Annotated in this window: 13 protein-coding genes and 4 pseudogenes; 3 read left to right on the forward strand and 14 right to left on the reverse strand. The window is 67.8% G+C overall.

What is annotated here, in order from left to right; all coding sequences use genetic code 11:
* Positions 1-4: 4 nt before the first annotated feature.
* Positions 5-1,456, forward strand: coding sequence for an aldehyde dehydrogenase family protein (locus IEZ19_RS07965; protein WP_189310381.1), 1,452 nt, complete (start codon positions 5-7; stop codon positions 1,454-1,456).
* A gap of 293 nt (positions 1,457-1,749) precedes the next feature.
* On the opposite strand, the pseudogene IEZ19_RS07970 reads toward IEZ19_RS07965, so the two are convergent.
* The 3 pseudogenes from IEZ19_RS07970 to IEZ19_RS07980 form a co-directional block, all read right to left on the reverse strand.
* Positions 1,750-2,742: pseudogene (locus tag IEZ19_RS07970) on the reverse strand (IS110 family RNA-guided transposase); the annotation flags it as partial.
* Between the two features lie 300 nt (positions 2,743-3,042).
* Positions 3,043-3,233: pseudogene (locus tag IEZ19_RS07975) on the reverse strand (transposase); the annotation flags it as partial.
* Positions 3,230-3,460, reverse strand: a pseudogene (locus IEZ19_RS07980) (IS701 family transposase); the annotation flags it as partial. The pseudogenes IEZ19_RS07975 and IEZ19_RS07980, both read right to left, overlap by 4 nt.
* 173 nt (positions 3,461-3,633) lie before the next feature.
* Here IEZ19_RS07980 and IEZ19_RS07985 point away from each other — a divergent pair.
* Positions 3,634-4,164, forward strand: coding sequence for a hypothetical protein (locus tag IEZ19_RS07985; RefSeq protein ID WP_229840051.1), 531 nt, complete (start codon positions 3,634-3,636; stop codon positions 4,162-4,164).
* A 254-nt stretch (positions 4,165-4,418) separates the two neighbouring features.
* Here IEZ19_RS07985 and IEZ19_RS07990 read toward each other — a convergent pair whose 3' ends face one another.
* The 8 genes from IEZ19_RS07990 to IEZ19_RS08025 all read right to left on the reverse strand — a co-directional run bounded on the left by IEZ19_RS07990 (position 4,419) and on the right by IEZ19_RS08025 (position 11,799).
* Positions 4,419-5,255: a fumarylacetoacetate hydrolase family protein gene (locus IEZ19_RS07990; protein ID WP_189310382.1), complete on the reverse strand. Its 837-nt coding sequence runs from the start codon at positions 5,253-5,255 to the stop codon at positions 4,419-4,421.
* A 34-nt stretch (positions 5,256-5,289) separates the two neighbouring features.
* A complete protein-coding gene (locus IEZ19_RS07995; RefSeq protein ID WP_189310383.1) occupies positions 5,290-5,829 on the reverse strand; it encodes a YbhB/YbcL family Raf kinase inhibitor-like protein in 540 nt (179 codons plus the stop codon).
* A gap of 66 nt (positions 5,830-5,895) precedes the next feature.
* Positions 5,896-6,924: an NAD(P)-dependent alcohol dehydrogenase gene (locus IEZ19_RS08000; protein WP_189310384.1), complete on the reverse strand. Its 1,029-nt coding sequence runs from the start codon at positions 6,922-6,924 to the stop codon at positions 5,896-5,898.
* A 27-nt stretch (positions 6,925-6,951) separates the two neighbouring features.
* Positions 6,952-8,259, reverse strand: a complete 1,308-nt coding sequence (locus tag IEZ19_RS08005; protein WP_229840053.1) for an MFS transporter — start codon at positions 8,257-8,259, stop codon at positions 6,952-6,954.
* A gap of 48 nt (positions 8,260-8,307) precedes the next feature.
* Complete coding sequence (locus IEZ19_RS08010; RefSeq protein ID WP_189310386.1) at positions 8,308-8,712, reverse strand: RidA family protein; 405 nt, start codon at positions 8,710-8,712, stop codon at positions 8,308-8,310.
* 92 nt (positions 8,713-8,804) lie between these two features.
* Positions 8,805-10,424: an FAD-dependent monooxygenase gene (locus tag IEZ19_RS08015; RefSeq protein WP_189310387.1), complete on the reverse strand. Its 1,620-nt coding sequence runs from the start codon at positions 10,422-10,424 to the stop codon at positions 8,805-8,807.
* A 254-nt stretch (positions 10,425-10,678) separates the two neighbouring features.
* The gene (locus tag IEZ19_RS08020; protein ID WP_229840061.1) at positions 10,679-11,338 is read right to left on the reverse strand and encodes a cupin domain-containing protein; all 660 of its coding nucleotides are present in this window, start codon (positions 11,336-11,338) and stop codon (positions 10,679-10,681) included.
* Positions 11,339-11,364: 26 nt separating this feature from the next.
* On the reverse strand, positions 11,365-11,799 hold the full coding sequence (locus tag IEZ19_RS08025; RefSeq protein ID WP_189310388.1) for a cupin domain-containing protein: 435 nt from the start codon (positions 11,797-11,799) through the stop codon (positions 11,365-11,367).
* Positions 11,800-12,150: 351 nt separating this feature from the next.
* Between IEZ19_RS08025 and IEZ19_RS08030 the strand changes: the two genes are divergently transcribed.
* The gene (locus tag IEZ19_RS08030) at positions 12,151-13,200 is read left to right on the forward strand and encodes a helix-turn-helix domain-containing protein (protein WP_189310389.1); all 1,050 of its coding nucleotides are present in this window, start codon (positions 12,151-12,153) and stop codon (positions 13,198-13,200) included.
* A 32-nt stretch (positions 13,201-13,232) separates the two neighbouring features.
* Here the strand turns inward: IEZ19_RS08030 and IEZ19_RS08035 are convergent, their stop codons facing one another.
* The 3 genes and pseudogenes from IEZ19_RS08035 to IEZ19_RS08045 all read right to left on the reverse strand — a co-directional run.
* Positions 13,233-13,916 carry a GntR family transcriptional regulator gene (locus tag IEZ19_RS08035; RefSeq protein ID WP_189310390.1) on the reverse strand — a complete coding sequence of 228 codons (684 nt, stop codon included), beginning with the start codon at positions 13,914-13,916 and terminating at the stop codon, positions 13,233-13,235.
* 110 nt (positions 13,917-14,026) lie between these two features.
* On the reverse strand, positions 14,027-14,959 hold the full coding sequence (locus IEZ19_RS08040; protein ID WP_189310391.1) for an alpha/beta hydrolase: 933 nt from the start codon (positions 14,957-14,959) through the stop codon (positions 14,027-14,029).
* 196 nt (positions 14,960-15,155) lie between these two features.
* Positions 15,156-16,002 (reverse strand): annotated as a pseudogene (locus IEZ19_RS08045) (IS630 family transposase); the annotation flags it as partial.
* Positions 16,003-16,072: the final 70 nt, after the last annotated feature.

Consider the following 16,072-nt stretch of genomic DNA (forward strand, 5'->3'; position numbering starts at 1 on the left):
GCGAATGCTCATCGAAAAGCCGGTCAAGGACAGCAGCTACATCGGTGGCTCCTGGAGCGGCGCGCGGGGATCCCGCTTCGACGTCGAGAACCCGGCGACCGAGGAAACGCTTGCGACGATCGCGAGTGCCAGCGAGGCGGATGTCGATGCCGCCGTCAGGGCGGCGACCGGTGCCGCGCGTGACTGGGGGCGCGCGCCAGGCGGAGTACGCGGCGCACATGTCAGCGCGATCGGCGACCTGATCCGCGCTCACGAGGACGAGCTCGCTGAGCTGCTCACCGCCGAGGGCGGCAAGCCGGTAGGGCTGGCGCGCTGGGAGCTCGGGTTCGCCGCAGGCTACGCGGACTTCACCGCGGGCTGGGATCGCCGGCTCGACGGCGAGATCATCCACAGCGACAACCCCGACGAAGTCATCAACCTGGTGCGAGTCCCGATGGGCGTCGTCGCGGCGATCACGGCCTGGAACTTCCCGATCGCGCTCTTCGTGCGCAAGATCACGTCCGCGCTGGTCGCGGGCAACACGGTAGTCGTCAAGCCCAGTGAGCTCACTCCGCTCGCGACGGCGGCGCTCGTCCGGTTGATCGACGAGGAGCTCGACCTGCCGCCAGGCGTGCTGAACCTGGTCAACGGCGACGCCGCGGTGGGGCGGGCGCTGGTGACGCACCCGGGGGTCGACCTGGTGACGTTCACGGGCCATCGCGACACCGGCAAGGCCGTGATGAGGGACGCGGCGGCCAATCTGACCCGGGTGTCACTGGAGCTGGGCGGTAAGGCCCCGGCAATCGTGTGGGCCGATGCCGATCTGGACCGGGCGGTCGAGTCGGTCGTGAACGGACGCCACGCGAACTCCGGCCAAGTGTGCACATCGACCGAGCGTGTGATCGTTCATGCCGATGTCTTCGACGCGTTCGCCGAGCGCTACTTGGCGGCTGTGGCGGGCTTGCGGCTGGGCGACCCGCGCAGCGACGTGGACCTCGGTCCGGTGGTCAGCGCGGGGCAGCTGCGCAAATGCGTCGACGCGATCGAGGGTGCGGTCAAGGAAGGCGCGATCGTGGCACTCGGTGGTGGACGGCCGGACGGCGCCCAGTTCGAGCAAGGCCACTGGCTGGCTCCCACAGTCCTCACCGACGTGCGGCCCGAGATGAAGATCATGCACGAGGAGGTTTTCGGGCCGGTTACGCCGATCGTCAAGGTGCACGACTACCGCGAGGCGTTCGAACTGGCCAACGCGACGCGCTACGGGCTGGCGGCCTACCTGTACACCGAGGACTACCGGACCGCGTTGCGGGCAGCGCAGGACCTCGATTTCGGCGAGCTCTACGTCAACCGCTCGCTCGGCGAGCAGGTCCAAGGGCACCACAGCGGACACAAGGAGTCCGGGTTCGGTGGTGAGGACGGGCGCCATGGCGTGCTGCGATACACCCAGCTGCGCACCGTCTACCACAACTTCGGATAGGACTCCGCGCCTGCACGCCGTGGCCCCGGATCCACGGCCGCACCCGATCAGGCGGGCAGTCCTGCCGGCCTGATCGGCTCTGGCGAGCGAGTCGTGCCACCCGTGGGTGCCGCGCCGACGACAACAAGGCAGCATGTACCCGAAGTAGCACCACTACCCACCGCACGAGGAGCCCACCTGAGGCTGGTGACCTTGGAGGGACGCGCCGTACTGCTGCGCCGGTCGACCTTGGTCCGGACGCCGAGACGGCCCGACGGTGGCGAGTTCGGCCCGGAACTGGGACTGTTCCAAGATCGGGTCTTGCCCTCGCTGATACGTCGCTCCACGTAGTCGCGCGTGCGGGTGTCCCAGCGCAGGCGGGCCAGAACGATGGTGTAGAGCGCGGAGTTGGCCTGGCGGTCGCCGCCGCGGTTGAGCCTGCGGCGTTGGGTCTTGCCGGAGGATGCCTCCACCGGGCTGACGCCGCAGAGTGCGGCGAAGGACGCTTCGCTGCCCATCCGTTGTGGGTTGTCACCGACAGCTATCAGCAACGCGGCAGCGGTGTCCGGGCCGACGCCGTAGTGCTCTAGGAGCCTCGGTGCACGGGCGGCGATGGCGGTGGTGATCCGCGCGGTGAGGTCGTTGATCTCTTCGGTGAGATGCTGGATCCGTCGGGCCAGCAGCCGGAGTGTGTGGCGGGCCGCTGCTGCCGGGCCGATCCCGTCCACGGCCTCCAGCTCCGAGCACCGGCGGATGAGCTCGGGATTGCTCAGCCCGGTCAGCGACTCGCGCAGAGCAGGATCCGCGGACACCAGGACGGCCTTGAGCTGGTTGATCGCCTGCGAGCGCGACTTGATCGCGGAGCCCTTGGCCATCTTGAACATCCGGATGGCCTCCACCGGCCCGTCGCTGGTCTTGGCGGTGGCGGTGGCCCGGCCGGACAGCACCGCCTGGGCGGCAGCGGCCGCGTCGGTCTTGCCGCGTCGGCGCCGGGTGGCCTTGTCGGGCTGGTTGACCTCGATGACCGTGATGCCCTCGCTGTGCAGGTAGCGTGTCAGCGCCGCGCCGTAGGAACCGGTGCACTCGGCGCCGGCCCGCTGGAGCCGCCCGAAGGAGCGTGCCCAGGACAGGAGTTGCCGGTAGCCCTCCTGGGTGGTCGGGAAGCTGCGGGTGTCCAGCATGGCTCCTGTCGTGGTGGTCACTGCAGCGACGTGGGTGTCCTTGTGGGTGTCCACTCCGAGTACGACATCCTCAGGCGGTTCGGCCGTGTGGTGACGGGGGCGGGTGGATTGGGTCATGCTGGGCACGGTCGCCTGTCTCCTGAGCGCTTCGGGAACACCGGTGGCCGACGCGGGGCCGGTGTGGCGGTCAGGACTGTGACGGTGCCTGTCGCGAAGGCCCCTATCGGGACACGCCCACCGGTCCGGCGGCAGCAAGCGCCGCCTCAGGCGTGGCCGACAGATCAGCACGCAGGGCACGAGGCCAGTCGCGTCGCGGGTCAGACCACCGCCCGAGGCGGCACCCGATCATCCTCACAGTCGCGTCGGGTCGGCGCCGGGTTCCACGGCTCCGGGGTGGTGCTGCTCGTAGGGACAGGACGCTGCTGGTCAGCCGGGGTTTGGGAGGGCATCGAGTCGGGCGAGGGCTCTGGTGATCACGTCGGTCCAGGGCCAGTGCCGTGCCAGGCGGAGGATGCGTCGGCGTCCGGTGGTGACGAGCTGGGCAGCGGCGGAGAACAGCCGCAGTCGCAGGCGGCGGGGTTCCCACAGGCGGGCGTGCCGGTGAGAGCGAGCATCGGTCGTCCTGTCCCGCCGGAGACGCGAAGCTGCGCAGGTCATCCCGGACCGCATCGGCATCCCACTTCGCCCTCAACAGCAGATGCTGCAGGCCGTACGGGGGGGCCGCCGGCGTGCACGGCCAACGTCCAGCAATTCTTGCGTGGCAGCTCCGACAAAGGCCGAGCACAAACTTCCGCGCCCGCCGCCGTGGTTCCACTCGGGTGAACCGTCCCGCGATGCGGCCCATCAGGGCCTCGAACATGTCCTGCCAGTGGGCGGGATCTATGCTATGGCCTGCGGCCGCCGCCTGATCTTCTGTCTTCACACACCGATGATCAACGGTGGCCGCACTCGCGCCGCTCGCCCCCTGTCGTCCGGGGGCAGGAGGCGCCTACGCGCGCGCCGGGCAGGGGGCTCATCATGTGGTCAACCACTTCACGGCCGGTGTTCCGGCGCTTCGTCGGTGCCGTCGTGGTCGGCGTGGCCTTGGCCGCGACCTCAGGATGCACGGTCCCCGTCGATGCTGTTGCCGGCATCTCCGTGACAGGCGACGGCCATCTGCTCGGTGTCATGATGGTTTGCGGACATCAGATCGATGGCGCGACCCTCTACGTGGACAGCGATGACGTCGACAAGCAGGTGACGGTCGGTTCATGGACCGCCGACCGCCCCCTCACGGCCGGTCTCGCCACCTGGCCCCTCGATTCTCCCGCTACCGGCTGGGCCGCGACCAGATCTCTCGCTCCGCTCACCGCCAAGACCTCCTATGTGCTGTACGGCTGGACCAAGGACGACTCGTGGTCGTCGAGCAGCGTCTTCTTCACCCTGGCCGACCGGGACCGGCTCACCCCGGGAAAGGTCCGCTACGCCAACATCTCGGACAACGGCGACGAGTCCGCAATTACCGTCTCCATAGCGGAGTTCAAGACCAGGGCCTGCCCGAACACGTAACGCCACGGCGCCCTCGGCCAGACCGAGGCACTCCCGTTGGGCGCGAGCCCTACGGTGCGGAGTGCCAGTAGCAGTCGTGGGAGTAACGCCCTACCAGGGAGAGCGGGAGAGCCGCTTACAGGGCCAAGTGGCGCAGGTGTCCACGGTATCCGAACCCGCTCGACACACGGATTCGCGTCGAACCCGGTATACGGCGCGAGGTTGACATGTGGAGCGTCGCGCACCACGTCGAATCATGCCCATGGCGGCATCGATCACCTGAGGATATGGGCCATCTCACCGATACCGTCAATGCTGGTGCGAACCTCATCGCCAGGAGCGAGGTAACGGGCCGGGGTCCGTCCCATGCCGACCCCGGCCGGAGTACCGGTGAAGACCAGATCTCCCGGGTAGAGGGTGCACACCGAGGAAATCCGCTCGATGAGGACCGGCACGGGCATGATCATCTGATCTGTGCTGCCGTCCTGGACGAGCTCGTCGTTGACCCAGCATCGCAGCCGGAGCGGGATGTCCGGGGCGATCTCGTCAAGGGACACCAGCGCCGGTCCGGTCGGGCCGAAACCGGGGTAGCTCTTGCCCAGGGAGAACTGCGGAGGGGTTCCGCTCATCTGTACATCGCGGTCACTGAAGTCCTGACCGACCATCACGCCCGCTACGTGCTCCCAGACATCGGCCGCGGCAACGTCGTAGGCCTCCTTGCCGATCGCCACGACGAGTTCGACTTCCCAATCGACCGATGGCCCGGTGAGCTGGACCGTACCGGTAGGGCCAGTCAGGGAGCTGGTGAATTTGGTGAACACCGACGGCATCCCCGGGCCAGCCTCCAGACCGGTCTCCGCCGCGTGCTCAGCGTAGTTGAGCCCGATGGCGAAGACCTGGCCCGGACGGGGAACTGGCGCGCCCAAGTCCTCGCGTCGATAGGGCGCGGAGGAGTGGACACCGTCGGTGTGGGCCCAGGTACGGAAGGCGTCCCAGTGGGCGAAGAGATCCATCGGATCGGGACCGAATCGCCCGCCGCTGGCCCGGGCGATGTCGATCGCGCCCGGGCCGCTCAGCAGGTGGGCGCGGCCGTTGACATTGGCGATGCGCATGAAACCCTCTTCCTGGGTGCGAGAGCGCGGATGTTCAGGCGGCGGTCTCGGCGGTCGCGGTCAGCACCGCGCGGCCCAGGACGTGGCCGGCGATATGGAAGCCCAGCAAGGCGGGCGTGGTGTTCCCCTCCACCCCGATGTCCTCCACGTCGAGCGCCTGCACCACGATGAAGTAGCGGTGCGGGCCATGACCGGCAGGTGGCGCGGCGCCGATGAACCGGGCCGCTCTCGCGTCGCCGGGGAGTTGCACGGCACCCGGCGGGAGGAGGTCGCCCGAGCCGTTGCCCGCGTCACTCGCCAGCTCGGTCACCGAAGCGGAGATGTTCGCCACGGCCCAGTGCCAGAAGCCGGAACCGGTGGGGGCGTCCGGGTCGTACATCGTCACCGCGTAGCCCTTCGTTCCCTCCGGCGCGCCGAACCAGGACAGCTGCGGGGACACATCCCCTCCACCGGGGACACCGAAGATGCCCGACCACTGGGCGAGGGGCAGGGGCTCGCCATCACTGACGTCCTTGCTGCTGAGTGTGAAGCTCGGGACCTCGGGCAACCGCGCGAAGGGATCGTTGAAGTACATGGGGACTCTCTCACGTCGTGGCACCGTGCGGCGGGCCGTCCCGCCCCGGCGTGTGGTGGGGTGGGTTCAGGGGACCAGGATCGCGCGGCCTCGGACCCGGTCGTGGGCGAGGTCGTCCAGCGCTTCCGTCGCCGCGTCCAGCGGGTACTTCTTGGTGTGCAGGGTGACCCTCCCGGAGTCCACGAGGGCCATCAGCTCCACGAGGTCGTTGTAGGTGCCGACGATGTTGCCGACCACCCGTTTCCCGCCGGCCACCAGGTCGAGGGTGGGAATCCGCAGTTCACCGCCATAGCCGATGACGTACTGGGATCCGGCCGGGGCGGTCATCGCCCAGGCGTCGTTCTCCGCGCCGTGCTCGGCGACGAAGTCGAAGACCACATCGCCGCCCCGGCCTCCGGTGAGCTCCTTGACGGCCTCGACCTGATCGCCGTCGGCCAGCACGGTCGCGTCCGCACCGAGCTTCTCGGCCAGCTTCAACGCCTCCGGGTTGCGGTCCACCACGACGATCTTCGCGGCGGTGAGCGCGGCCACGGCCTGGATACCGACGTGGCCGAGCCCGCCGGCGCCCTGTACGACGGCGACCGCGCCTGGGGGGAGCAGCGGTACGGCCTGCCGCACCGCGTGATAGGCGGTGATCCCCGCATCGGCCAGCGCCGCCACGTCGGCCGGGTTGGTGTCCGGGCTCAGCTTGACGCAGCCGCGCGCCGTGGTGCGCAGGTACTCGGCCATGCCGCCGTCGTGGTTCGACACCCCGGGGAAGACGGCGTCGGAGCACTGCATATCCCGACCGGCCCGGCAGGCCAGGCACAACCCGCAGGAAGGCTGCGGGTGCAGGATCACCGTGTCGCCGACCTTGACGTTGGTGACCGCCTCGCCGACCTCCTGTACCCAGCCGGCGTTCTCGTGGCCCAGCGTGTAGGGGAGTTGCGGCCCCATCGCCTCGGCCCACTGCCCCTCGATGATGTGCAGATCGGTGCGGCAGACGCCGGCGCCACCGATCTTCACGATCACATCCAACGGGCTGGAGAGCGTCGGCTCCGGTACCTCCTCCACCGCCGGTGGCTTCTGGTAGTCGTGCAGCCGCACAGCTCGCATGAGTTCTCCTTGATCGATATGGGGGAATCAGTTGACCGGCGAGAGCGATTCCGCGGGTTCGACAGAGATCCGGCTCCGCCTCGCGGAGCTGGCGATCACGGCGATCAGTGCCGCGACCAGCACCAGCGGCAGTACGAGCAGACCGAACAGCGATCGAGCGGACCACCCGTGGTCGAGGAGCAGACCCGCGAGGGCGGGAGCGCTGAATGCGCCGAGCCGCCCGACCGCCATGGCCCACCCCACGCCGGTGGCACGCACGGCTGCAGGGTAGAGCCCGGGCACGATCGAGTTGAGGCCATTTCCACTGGCGTTGACGAACAGCCCGATGGCGACGGCCGCGGCCAGCGCGACCACGGTCGAGCCGAGGAAGAGGCTCATCGCCAGGTACGAAAGCCCCGCTCCCAGGAACGCCAGGACCGTGAGGGTGCGCGTCACCACCTTCAGGGCCAGAACGCTGAGCAGCAACGTCCCCGCCAGCCCGCCGAGGTTGAGCAGCAGCCCTCCGTCCATACCCTGCGCGGCGGAAGAGCCGTTGTGCTGGAGAAGCAGAGGCGTCCAGCTCTCGGCGAAGTAGAAGCTCGCCATCATGAAGAAGTACGCGACCCACAGCGCGACGGTGCGAACGGCCTCACGACCGCGCAGGACGTTCGCCAGCACACCGCGCTCCTCCCTGGGCGGGACGGGCGGCAATGCCTCCACCGCGGGCAGCCGCATCCGGCCCAGCAGCTTGTTGACCTTCTCCAACGCGCCTTCCGGCCGTCGGCTGATCAGGTAGTCCAGCGACTCTGGCAGAGCCAGAGCTACGACCACGAGAATGGCGAAGGTGAGCACGGCACCGACGAGGAAGCTGGCTCGCCAGCCGTATTCGGACGTCACCAGCACGGCGACCGAGCCGCCCAGTATCCCGCCGACCGGCAACCCGCTCCCATACAAGGCGATCATCGTGCCCCGGAGGCGCCGTGGTGAGTACTCAGTGATGATCACGGGGAGACCGGCCACCATGCCCCCGACACCGAGCCCGGTCAGCAGGCGGCACACCCCCAGGAACCAGAAGCCGGTGCTCACCGTCGCGAGCAGCATGCCCACGGCGCAGACGGTCAGGCAGATCAGCGTGTGCGGCCGTCGGCCGATCCGGTCGGAGAGCGGGGCAATGAGGGCCGAGCCGAGTGCCATACCGACAAGGCTGCTGCTCAGCAGCAACCCGACCTGGGATGCCGTCAGCGACCACTCCTTGGAGATTCCGGACGCCGCGAACGCGATCACCAGGACGTCGAAACCCTCGAAGAGGTTGATGACCAGGCACACCCCGACGACACTGACCTGAAACGCGGTCATTCTCGAGCGATCTATCGATTCACTGATCGACGACATGACGGCTCGTCCTCACTGCCGACAGGCTGTGGCGTCGAGCTCGACCAGCAGGTCCGGGCGGACCAGTCCCTTGACGATCAGCAAGGTGTTCGGCGGGTACTCACCGTCCGGGTAATGCTCGGCGAAGAATTCCTCGCGCGCCGCGTAGAACTCGGCGACGTGGTCCGAGGACGTCAGGTAGGTCACGAAGCGAACCACCGAACGCAGCGACGCGCCCTGGGACTCCAGTGCGGTGCGCACGTTGGCATAGGCGCGAAGCGTCTGGCTGCGCACATCCGGACCGGCCACGGAGTTGTCGTCGACAAACCCGCACTGTCCGGCCACGAAGATCAGATCCCCGGCGCGGGCCACATGCGCATAGGCACTCAGAGGGTCTCCGAGACCCTTCGGGTTCTCATACGTCGGCAAGGGAGACATGGTTCCGCCTTTCTGGCTTTCTGAAGTGGCAGGCGCGGGAGCGGTGCATGGCCCCGGTCGCGGCCGGGGCGCACGGCATCCGCGCGGTGGCGTCAAGCGGCGAGGCCGGTCACGGACGGGGCACGCGTGCCGCCCGCCAGTACACGGGTGAGCGCTTCGCGTAGCAGCTCGGGGCCACCGGCCTGGGTGGACCGCCAGGCGACATGGCCGTCCGGCCGGACGAGTACCGCGCCATCGCGGCCGATCGACATGGGTCCCAGGAGATGGGGCAGCCTTCTGACCTCCAGCGGCACCGTGCCGGCCGCGAGCAGTTCCTCGCCGGCCTGCTGCCAGCCCTGGCCATCGGGCCCGCAGACGAGTACGAACGAGGTGTCGAACCAGTCGATGGACGATTCCGTCTTCTCGACGTCCATCCAGAAGTGCGGGAACCGGGCGCCGGGCCGGTCGGTTGGCCAGTAGTGGCGCGAGTCGTAAGGCGGCAGGAACGAGCCGTCGTCGACGACCGCGCCGTCGGTGTAGATGTAGCCCATCGACTGACCCTCGCTGTGCAGCTGGTTGTCCATGTCCAGGAGCAGGTCACGCCAGGCTTGGGGATCCTCATGGCGGTGGCGGATGGCCTCGTCCATCGTGTCCATGCGTTCCTGGTTCCGTATCGCGAAGTCGGTGTTGGAACGCGCGACCGGACGGCGCTCGGACTCGTAGGTGTCGAGCAGCGCGTCAGCGCCCTGGTGCGACAGCGCCATGACGAGTTTCCACGCGAGGTTGTGTACGTCCTGAACCCCCGAGTTGAGTCCGTTGCCCCCCGCCGGGGGAAAACGGTGGGCGGCATCCCCGGCGAGGAACACTCGCCCCTCGCGGAAACGTGTCGCCACCTGAGCGCTCATCCGCCAGTTCATGACGTTGATCCGCTCGACCGGGAGATCGGGAATTTCCCAGTATTCGCGAACGAGCTCGATCAGCCGCTCCTCGCTGATGGGTTCCTCGCCGTTCTCCAACTTCTGGACCGCGAGCCAGCGATCACCGTCCGGGCCGGTCGCCAGCACATTGACGTCCGGCCGTGACCGGTCACTGGGACGCACCAGGAAACCGATGGCGCTGCGCACGTGCGGAAGGTGACTCACGTCCGCGCGGTAGTAGTGGTTCGCCATGAGGTGCAGGAGCTCCGGACCGTCCATCTCGATGCCCAGCAGGCCGCGCACCCTGCTGTTCGCCCCGTCACAGCCGACGAGATACTGAGCGCGCACCTCGAACTCGCCGCCGTCGCCAACGGATCGAACGCGTGCCGTCACACCCTCGTCGTCCTGGACGAACGACACCAGCTCGGTCAACCGGCGCACCTGCGCCCCCGGCCGGGCAGACAGCGCATGATCGAGCGCGTCCTCCACGGCGTCCTGCGGCACGATCGAGCGGGGTGCCGGGGTGTTCACACTCGGCGCGGGCTGCGTATAGGCCACCAGCGGCCCGTTCAGGCTCTCGCACCAACACGCCACGTCGGATTCCTGGGGCAGACCCGCCCGGCGGATTCGATCCTCGATGCCCCATACGCGGAACTGCTCCATCGTACGGGCGTGGCAACCGCGGGCCTTGGGATGTGTCGTGGTCGACGCACGACGCTCGACCAGCAGGCTCGGTACCCCGAAGCGATCGAGAAGCAGCGCCAGACTCATTCCGACCGGTCCGCCGCCAACTACGAGAACCGGGACATTGATCATAGGGGGATCTCCTTTTCACCTGACGCGGACGAGACCGAATCGCGCAGCGTGACGCCCTGGGAACGCGCACGTTCTCGTATGCCTGAGGGTCTGGCTAAGCAAGTCCTCTTCGACTGGCCGGTTATGCCGATCCATGCCGACCTGGCCTGCAACGCACACGAGCTCGCCCGCCTTGGCGACGTGGGAGTAGGCGCGGAACGGCTCGCCGACTATGTGCGGATCGGCAAAGGAAGGCTGCAAAACCTGGCCCGTCATCAGTCGACCCAGTCGATGCGGGACTCGCAACGACCGTCATCGAGCTCCGGGGTGACGACGACGCGCTCCTGCTCCAGGGGGTCCGTGCGCGCGACGACGAAGGTCGCGCCCTCAGCGTGGCTGCGGCTGAACGTCTTGTGCGGGGTGAACGGCGGGATGTACACAAAGTCACCGGCCTCGACCTCGAGCATGACCTCGAGCTCGTCGCCCCAGAACATCACGCCCTTCCCCTCGGTGCAGTACAGGGCCGTCTCGTGGTCGAGGTGATAGTGGGTGGTGGTGGCGCCCTCAATACCGGGTCCGCACACCGTCACGAGCATACAGATGTGACGCGTGGCGACAGTGTTTTCGTTGATGCCCTGGTAAGCGTCGATGTTCTGCTTGATGCGGTCCGCATCCTTCACACGGACGGCCGTGACAACTCGCTCCCACTCCCCTGCCTCGGCGAGGGGAATCCATGATGCGGTAGTGCCGCACATTTCGGTCACCTTTCTATTTTTTGTGTCCAAAGGGTGGAGTGACCGCTGCTGAGCGGCCTCACCGGTAGGGTTTGTCGTTCCGTTCGGCGATGACCCGGTCGCCGTGCGCGACGCCTGCGCGCAGATCGCCATCGCTCGGGTCGCGGTGGGTAAGCAGCCGGATGTGGTGCCGGTGGTCATCTGTGGTGGACGCGCTCCGCGAAGGATCACACGTGGACGCGGTCCGCAACCCGGTCGTCGAGGTCAGGCAGAAGGAAGACGCGTTCCTGCTCGAGTGCGTCGGTTCGCGCGGTGGCGAACGAGGCGGTGACCGTCCGACTGCGGTTGTACGAAACGTGCGGGCAGAACGGCGGGATGTACAGGAAGTCGCCCTCGCCCACGATCACCTCGTGTTCCAGGTCGTTACCCCAGAAGAAATGCGCGCTGCCACTGATCCCGTAGAGGGCCGACTCGTGGTTGATGTGGTAGTGCGCGGCCGACTTCTCACCCGGCCGAAGGGAGGTCACGATCAGGTACAGATGCTTCGACGGAGTGGTGCTGCTGTTCGCCCCGAAGAGCGCGTTGACGTGCTGCTTCACCAGCTCCTCCTGTTCAGGGCGGACCAGGGTCACATCGCCGTCCCAGTCAACCTTGAAGTCCATGTCGAACCCCTCCCTTCCATCGGTTGGTGAACATTGGGCTGGCGAGACATCCGAGACCGGTCGGCAGGCACGGCCGGAGAGGGGAGAAAAACCCGAGGTCGAGCTCACAAGTTCAGGCAGCAGTCGATTTCACAGGGTCACGCCCCTTTTTCGCTGGAGTGGGCCGGCCTACCGACCGTGGGAGCCGGATCACATCACGGGTTCACCGGAATTACCTCGGATCTCCCTCTTTCGGATGCATTCGATATCCTGCATCATCGCTGTCAACCCCGACAAGGTGGTGTGCAAAAGCTGCACAGCTCTCCCGTCACGGAGCAGCTCAGCACGCCGACGGCACGCATGGGAGGCGCGATGAGATCACAGAGCACCAGGAACGCCTGGGAGAGCTTCCAGTCGGGGGAGGTCGCGACCGTCCGCCCGCAGATCCTCACGTCGTGGCGCCGGGCACGGAGCAACGGCGTCGATCCGCAACGGCTGGAGCTCACCCGCGCGGACATCGACACGCAGTCCCCGTTCTTGCGGGCCGCGAGGCCGGTGTTACTCAGGATGGCCGACCTGCTGGTCGGGAGCTCGACCTCACTGGCGCTCGCAGACGCCGACGGAACCCTGGCCTGGCGGTGGGAGTCCGAACGCGCGCTGTCGCGGGCCCTGGACCGGGCCGAGTTCGAGCCCGGTTCGCGGGTGGGCGAGCCGGTGGCGGGGACCAATGGGATCGGGATGGCACAGCTGACCAACCGCACCTCGCTCGTCATCGGTGCGGAGCACTACAAGGAGCCATGGCACGCATGGGCCTGTATCGCCTCGCCCGTGGTGGATCCGATCAGCCGCCGCGTCATCGGCACGGTGAACGTGGCCTGTCGCGCCGAGGACGCCAATCACCTGCTTCAGGTCGCCGCCGGGGCCCTCGTTGACGGGATCACCACCACGCTGCGTGAGGTGGCCACCGCGCGCCAGCGACGCATGCTCAGTACGCATCTCTCTTATTGCGGCCCCGCCGCCGGCCCAGTGGTCACCATCGATCAGAGGACCATGATCGTCGACAATGCGCCGACGGAACTCCGGCTGGACCGGGCCGAGTTGTGGTCGATTGTGGTGGCTGCCGGCCTGTCGGCCACCGAGGTCACCCTGCACGACGGCTGGAGTGCCCGCCTCCACCCGGTGACCCAGGGACGCCTCCACGACGGAGTCGTGCTCGTCCTCGAGCACGACCGGCGGGGCAGGTGCGCCGAGCAACACGGGATCTCGCCCCTGGCTGCGCTGGGCCCCCTCGAGCAGGCGGAGTTCAAGGTCATCAACGAGACCCTCGCGGAGTGCGGCGGCAACAAGTCCGAGGCCGCGGCCCGCCTCGGAATCTCCAGGGGCACGCTCTACCACCGCGTCCGGCGCTACCGGCTCGGCTGACCGACCGGCGCCCTACCGGATTCCCCTACCCCCTATGCGGATTCCCCTACCGCGCTTCGCTTGTGGTACTGGAGATGGTCGAGCATGGCTTCCACCGCCCGTTCGGGATCCCCGCTCGCGAAGCTGTCGACCAGGTGCGCGTGTCCGGCGTCGATCCAGGGTCTGCTGGACGCGTCTTCCCTGAGGGACAGGGCGATCTGCGGGGCGGCCACGTCGGACAGGCTGGTGACGATCGACAGCAGCCGAGGCGAGCGGGCGGCGCTGTGCAGGACGAGGTGAAAGGTGCGGTGAAGGAGTACCCAGCCGGCGACGTCCTCGGTGCGAGCCATTTCGCGGGCCAGCGAGCGGGCCTGCTCCAGTTCCGCCTCGGTGATCTGCTCCGCGGCCCTGCGTGCCGCCATCGGGGTGAGGGTGAGCAGGAGATCGTAAACCTCGCGCATCTCTTCCTCAGCGGGTGTCAGGACCACGGCCCCGCGGTAGGAGTCGAGCTGGATCAGCCCTTCGGTCGCCAACTGCCGTATCGCTTCGCGTACGGGAGTGATGCTGACTCCGAGACGGTCCGCCAGCTCGGATTGAACCAGCCGTGTGCCGCCGGGCAGCTCTCCGGCGAGGATGGCATGACGCAGAGCCTCGGCAACCGTTTCATGGGCCGTCCGTTGCTTGACGTTTCCCAGGGAAACCTGCGAGGAGGCGGAGAAGTTACCGAAGGCACCCATGTTCACAACAATACATGATGCAGGACCACGCCGAAGAGACCCAACGACTGTGAGGACGGATCCATGGCAGCGCCCCGCGCCGCTCTCCTCCGTCGCTCAGCCGTGTTGCGTCAGGCGCGGCCCCGCCAGACACGCGTCAGAAACCGCACGACCTCCTCCACCCTCTCCGGCTCGGAGAATTCCGGTGCCATGTGGTCCGCTCCAGGCACGACGATCAGCTCCGCGGGTATCCCCGCCGCATCGAGACCTTCGTACAGGCGGCGACTCTGCGCGAGACCCACCCGGTGGTCGCGATCGCCATGCATGATCAGGAATGACGGCCTCTCGCCGCTTCGCTCGGCGAGAACCAAGGGATCGGCGCCCGCTGCCAGATCGGGCGCGTCGCGCGGGTCGAATCCCAGAAGCTGACGCACGACGGCAAACAGCGATTCGATCTCGTGCTCCGTGTTCTCGAAGGCATCCTCCCCCAGACGGGCCAGGTCGGCGGCGCCGTAGTGGTCGATGACCGCCGACAACCTGCTGGACTGCTGCCGGACATCGCCCACCGGACGCCCCAGGGGCCCGTCCCCCGCCAGGCCGGCCATCGTCATGAGATAGGCGCCCGCAGAACTTCCCCACCCCGCGATCCGGCTGCCATCGAGCAGGAACCGCTGTGCCTGCGCCCTGACCCAACGGATCGCCGCCCGGATGTCCTCGGCCGGATCCGGGAACCGCACCTCGCCCGCGAGGCGGTAACCGACCGAGGCGACCGCGATGCCCCGCGCGGGCAGCGAATGCCACGGTCCGATCGCCTTGGACCCGCCGAGCCAGCTGCCGCCGTGGGCGTAGACGACCACCGGATACGGCCCCGGTCCTCCCGTCGGGACGTGCAGGTCGAGCAGAAGGGGACGCCACCCCATCACGACGGCATAGGCCACGTTGAGATAACTCCGGGCTCCGGGGAGAGCGTCGACGGCATGCGGCTCGGTCAGCGACCGTGGCGCCAAGGGATCACTGTCGATGGGCGTCGTCAACAGCTCCGACGGGTGCGGGAACGGGTCCATGGTGCCTTCCTCCCAGGTGCTCTGCCTCGGCAGGATCCGGCGACGGACGGTGAACCCCAGCCGGTCCTGGCCGCCGGAGCTCCTTGCGGCAGCATAGATGATGCATCCTGCATGATGCACCCTGCCCGTGCCCACACCCGAAAACTGTCCAGCGACCCCGCGCACGGGCAGGCGGTGTGCTCAGCCGGTCAGACAGGGATAATCGTGTTGGGGTGACGTGCAGCTCGAACCGCGGGTGTTTCGCCGGCCAGGCCTTGATCGCTCGAGTCTTGTGAGTGCCGTAATGGTCCACGATCAGGTGGACCTGCAGGTGAGCGGGCACCTCCTTGTCGATCCGATCAGGAACTTCTTGAACTCCACGGCCCGGTGCCGGCGGTGCAAGGCAGTGATGACTTCACCCGTGGAGACATCGAACGCGGCGAACAAGGTGGACAGGCCGTTGCGCACATAGTCGTGGGTACGCCGCTCGGGCATGCCCGGCATCATCGGCAGCACCGGCTGGGACCGGTCCAGGGCCTGGATCTGCGACTTCTCGTCCACCGAGAGCACCACCGCTCCCTCGGGCGGGTTGAAGTACAAGCCCACGACGTCGTAGACCTTCTCCACGAACAACGGGTCGGTCGACAGCTTGAAGGTGTCCGCCAGATGCGGCTTGAGCTGGAACCGCCGCCAGATCCGGCCCACGGTCGACTTCGACAGACCACTGTGCTGCGCCATCGATGTCCGCGACCAGTGAGTGGCGTTCTTCGGCACCTGCTCCAGCGTGGTGACCACCACCGCTTCCACCTGATCGACGCTGATGGTGGGCGGCCGGCCCGGGGCTCGTCGGCCGGCCCGTCCAGCCGCTCGGCGAGGAAGCGCCGCCGCCACTTGCGGACGGTGTCCGCGGTCACCCGAAGCTCCCGGGCGACCGCGACGATCGGCGGCACCTCCGGCCCCGCACGCGCCAGCACGATCCGTGCCCGCAGGGCCAGCGCCTGGGCCGATGTCGCCCGGCGCGTCCACCGTTCCAAGGTCGCCTGCTCCTCATCAGAGAGCAACAGCGAGGAACTGACGCACCATCAGTAGAAGTCACACACCAACTAACGATCAAATACTGGCGCATCACACTAG

This window comes from Streptomyces brasiliensis (assembly GCF_014647875.1).
Lineage (GTDB): Bacteria > Actinomycetota > Actinomycetes > Streptomycetales > Streptomycetaceae > Streptomyces > Streptomyces brasiliensis.

Bases quoted from the DNA above. Each gene is read 5' to 3' on its own strand.
- IEZ19_RS08020 (WP_229840061.1), bottom strand. From the start codon at position 11,338: ATGACCACCGGCACCACATCCGGCTGCTTACCCACCGCGACCCGAGCG.
- IEZ19_RS08010 (WP_189310386.1), bottom strand. From the start codon at position 8,712: ATGTCTCCCTTGCCGACGTATGAGAACCCGAAGGGTCTCGGAGACCCT.
- IEZ19_RS07995 (WP_189310383.1), bottom strand. From the start codon at position 5,829: ATGTACTTCAACGATCCCTTCGCGCGGTTGCCCGAGGTCCCGAGCTTC.
- IEZ19_RS08000 (WP_189310384.1), bottom strand. From the start codon at position 6,924: ATGCGAGCTGTGCGGCTGCACGACTACCAGAAGCCACCGGCGGTGGAG.
- IEZ19_RS08035 (WP_189310390.1), bottom strand. From the start codon at position 13,916: ATGGGTGCCTTCGGTAACTTCTCCGCCTCCTCGCAGGTTTCCCTGGGA.
- IEZ19_RS08005 (WP_229840053.1), bottom strand. From the start codon at position 8,259: ATGACCGCGTTTCAGGTCAGTGTCGTCGGGGTGTGCCTGGTCATCAAC.
- IEZ19_RS08030 (WP_189310389.1), top strand. From the start codon at position 12,151: ATGAGATCACAGAGCACCAGGAACGCCTGGGAGAGCTTCCAGTCGGGG.
- IEZ19_RS08025 (WP_189310388.1), bottom strand. From the start codon at position 11,799: ATGGACTTCAAGGTTGACTGGGACGGCGATGTGACCCTGGTCCGCCCT.
- IEZ19_RS07990 (WP_189310382.1), bottom strand. From the start codon at position 5,255: ATGCGCATCGCCAATGTCAACGGCCGCGCCCACCTGCTGAGCGGCCCG.
- IEZ19_RS08015 (WP_189310387.1), bottom strand. From the start codon at position 10,424: ATGATCAATGTCCCGGTTCTCGTAGTTGGCGGCGGACCGGTCGGAATG.
- IEZ19_RS07985 (WP_229840051.1), top strand. From the start codon at position 3,634: ATGTGGTCAACCACTTCACGGCCGGTGTTCCGGCGCTTCGTCGGTGCC.
- IEZ19_RS08040 (WP_189310391.1), bottom strand. From the start codon at position 14,959: ATGGACCCGTTCCCGCACCCGTCGGAGCTGTTGACGACGCCCATCGAC.
- IEZ19_RS07965 (WP_189310381.1), top strand. From the start codon at position 5: ATGCTCATCGAAAAGCCGGTCAAGGACAGCAGCTACATCGGTGGCTCC.